At 48.3% G+C, this 3,627-nt stretch carries 3 protein-coding genes; 2 read left to right on the top strand and 1 reads right to left on the bottom strand.

Going from position 1 to position 3,627, the window contains the following annotated elements; translation table 11 throughout:
- Positions 1 to 685 precede the first annotated feature (685 nt).
- Positions 686 to 1,372, bottom strand: a complete 687-nt coding sequence (locus BM229_RS17945) for a hypothetical protein (RefSeq protein WP_208604123.1) — start codon at positions 1,370 to 1,372, stop codon at positions 686 to 688.
- A 374-nt stretch (positions 1,373 to 1,746) separates the two neighbouring features.
- Here BM229_RS17945 and BM229_RS17940 point away from each other — a divergent pair, with 374 nt between their 5' ends.
- Positions 1,747 to 2,667 (top strand): hypothetical protein, encoded by a 921-nt coding sequence (locus BM229_RS17940; RefSeq protein WP_093929008.1) that lies wholly within the window; start codon positions 1,747 to 1,749, stop codon positions 2,665 to 2,667.
- On the top strand, positions 2,657 to 3,544 hold the full coding sequence (locus BM229_RS17935) for a nucleotidyl transferase AbiEii/AbiGii toxin family protein (RefSeq protein ID WP_093929007.1): 888 nt from the start codon (positions 2,657 to 2,659) through the stop codon (positions 3,542 to 3,544). Before BM229_RS17940 ends, BM229_RS17935 begins: the two co-directional genes overlap by 11 nt.
- Positions 3,545 to 3,627 lie beyond the last annotated feature (83 nt).

Here is a 3,627-nt window from a genome sequence, read left to right as displayed (position 1 = left end):
TTGGTTACATGGAGTGGTCCGCGCGTAACCTTAGTCTGATCGCGTAATCTGCGTGGCCGAGGGTTTTCACCGAGCAATGCCAACCCCATGGGTGCCATCCTTCACGGTGAATGAACCCCAGACTGCCCTAATCTGAGAGACCTACCTCACCTGAATCATACCTATTTATCTTATCTACCAGACGTTGAACTCGTGCCGGATCACGTGGCCGATCGCGACCACTTGTTCTAACGATCCAATAAACGAGCAAAAGGCCGGCCATGGCTACCACGACCGAAATAACTGACAGGATGATCTCAAACTGCTGCATTCGTCGGCGCCTCTAAGCTTGCGGAATATGCAGATCCTACCATGTTTAAGATACATGAAGAATATTAAAGGCGGACTATAAATCGAATGAGGAGCTTTGGCGCATCGCGGAACAATAGAGCGAACAAAATTGGAGATATAGAGACCCCCAGATTTGTCGGCTTAACAGTTCAGAAAAACGCGCCACTCATGTTTGCAACGCTGTCAGGTCACCTCAGATCTCAATCTTATGCGATGTAGCACTTTCAAATCTACGACCTGGAGGCTCATCGTGCGACTGTTGCCATAGGCGGGGCCAATCTGAGCATTGTTTGGGCACCCCACACAGTTCGTAGTAACCGCCAAACCTACTCCGAAGTTTTTGCGCCCTAAATGATCACTTAGGTTTTTGACGCACTACAGTCATAACGCGCGAATACGGCTTGATCCAAGTTGCTTTCTCTTGACTGAGCCATTTGATCAACTCCATAATTCTACTGTATTCAGCGGTTATGTTTCTGTGCAGTATTGGCTCATGATGAAACACGCGGTTGCGGAACTCACGGACATCATCACACCTACGGTATAGGCGTTCATAGGTTACCGCTGCTGGCAAATCAGAGAGATCGGAATGCAAGTTGGGCCAGAAAACCGTTTCATGACGTGGCAGCAGCATTTTAACCCAGAAGCCAAAATTCAGCTCAGCGGTCATCCTCCCAGAAGTTACGGCACCTGCGCGCTCCAAATTGTCGGCTGCCGTTTTTACAATTCTTTTTCCTCCACTCTTGATCTGCAAAAGAAAGGCCGGTTCCTCCCACCATTTAACACCATACAGGGCAATTAGGCGGGTCACCACGATGTTGCGCAAGCAAACCTCTGCTGCGCTCAACACTGGGAAAAATGCCTCGCTGAGTTGGATATTCCAACCATACAGAGTCAGCGCTCGATCTGGATTATGCCCCGCAGCGGCGAGATACTTCGTTAACCGTTCGTTCGAAATTATTTCTGATACCAAAGCCTTAACACTCCACTCGTTCGCCCCCAGCTCGCTTACCTCGCTTGACAACTTCGAACGAGAGATCATATAAGAGGTCAATCGAAGGCAGATTTAGGCCTTCAACTTCTTAGAAGCCCGCGACAGCCTTAATTGGTCCTCGCGGGTTTTCGCTTTTTAACCATATACTTAAGAGAATCCAAGGATCTTTGCATAGAGGCAGGCTCTGTAGATTTGGTGTTTCGATCAGACGTAAATATTAACTTCAGATCACACCCCTCTTTTCCATACAAAGCTTAAGCTCAGTGATGAAACATTAGACAATGGGGGGATAGTCACGTCCTTAGGACGTGACTATCCCCCCATTGCGGTTGTTGTCAAGCGTAGAATAAAGCTCTTGACAATTAGCTATACCGGGTAAATCATGTCCTTAGGACATGATTTACCCGGTATAGGCCGAAGTTGTGAAGAAATCAGACGTATATTTTCAAGAAATTCACAAGATGACGCACTTCGCAGAAGCCATAGCTTCTGCGGTCGAAGCGTCAGGGGCAACGCTATTATCCGACTATGAAATGTTTCTAATGGCTTGTGATGTTTATCGTGCGAAGGTCGTGAAGTATCTAAGGGGGGAATACCCTTCTGTTGAGCAATACAAACGCGCAAGGGCGGTGTTGAAAGATGCTAACATTATCGCGGCAGATACAGATTACTCACGCCTATGGAGGGTAGTGTCTCGAGGGAAAGAGGCTGCCGATGAAGTCGTATGCTCTGCAGACCCATATTGCTATATTTCGCATTTGTCCGCGATGCAGCGTTATGGAGTTACCCTGAGGAGGCCTGAAGCATTATACATAACGCGTCCGACAAACGAGGTTGTTAAGAATCTGATCGCAGACCGGAAAGCGAAGGATCGACCGCGCTTAACGTTCTCACAAGAGGTGATTGGAGCTCCTGCTCTTTTGCAGGTCCGCCACCCGCGTAGGGTCAGAGGGCGGAACGTGAGCGTGAAAAAGACAAAGTTTCCAGGGGCATTTCGACCAGTTCGTGGAAGCACGGTCCGCGTAGCCTCAATTGGGCAAGTCTTCTTGGATATGTTGGAAGATCCAAAAGTATGCGGTGGAATGAGCCACGTTCTTGAGGTGTGGGATGAGCATGCTCAAACCTATCTGAAGGAAATAATACAGCGAGTTGAAGCGGCTGGAACAGATATCGCTAAAGTTCGAGCTGGATACATTCTTTCAGAGAGAATGGATGTCTCCACTAAGCTTCTTGATGTGTGGGTGCAGCACGCCCAGAGAGGTGGAAGTCGCAAGCTGGATCCTGATGCCGACTACGCCCCCCGTTTTTCAGACAAATGGATGATATCGATCAATGTTGATTGAAACCTTTGAAAAAGTAAATATTTTCGAATGGGTTGAACGCGCTAAGATAGACCCTGTAAAATACTTTGAACGCCAAGCAACTGAAGTGGTGTTGGCGGCGATCGGAATGTCAGAGCCCTTCTCAGAGCACATTTTTCTGAAGGGCGGTATCTTAATGGGAGTTCTATATGGAAGCCCTCGGAATACTGGCGATATAGATTTCACGACGGATTTAGATCCGAACGATGAACTCCCCGATGCTCTGCGAACGGCACTTGATGAAGCTCTGCCAAGGGCTGCAGCTGAAATCGGGTATCCTGGCATGCTGCTTAGAGTTCAGACAATAAAAATTAGACCGCGAAAAGATAGCCTTGCCAAAGATACGTTCCCTGCTCTTGAGATGAAAATCGGTTACGCGCAGAGGGGTTCACCGCAGGAAAGGCACTTCCATAAAGGAAGGTCGTCTCAAGTAATTCAGGTCGATATAAGCTTCAACGAGCCGATATCCGGCCTTCAGGTAATCAAGCTGGAAGAGGCATCTTCCACCGAAATCAAGGCATACTCGATTTATGACCTGATTGCAGAAAAAATCCGGGCATTGTTGCAGCAGGAGCTGAAGAATAAGAACCGACGACAAGATATATACGACATATCATTGCTTCTTCGGGCGTTTGAGTTTGACGAGGATGAGAAGGCAAAAATACTTACGTCAATAAAAACCAAGTGTGCTTCACGAGAGATCACTCCTGATGTTCATTCGCTGAGTTCTGAGGCAGTCCGCAAGCACGCTAAAGCGGAGTGGGGAACGCTCGCGGTCGAGATAGGTGAGGACCAACTGCCGGATTTTGATGAGTGCTTTGCCCAAGTCGAAACTCACTACACGAGTCTGCCTTGGTAGGAAGTTGGGCTACGCATTTCTGGTGAGTGCCTTAAGATCGCGCTGGACTCAAAAATTTGGGCGCACGACCGGCTCGAGGGGGG

The organism is Sulfitobacter dubius, from assembly GCF_900113435.1.
Taxonomy (GTDB): domain Bacteria; phylum Pseudomonadota; class Alphaproteobacteria; order Rhodobacterales; family Rhodobacteraceae; genus Sulfitobacter; species Sulfitobacter dubius.
The sequence above is the reverse complement of the archived record's forward strand: the minus strand, read 5'-3'. Positions and strand labels throughout refer to the sequence as shown.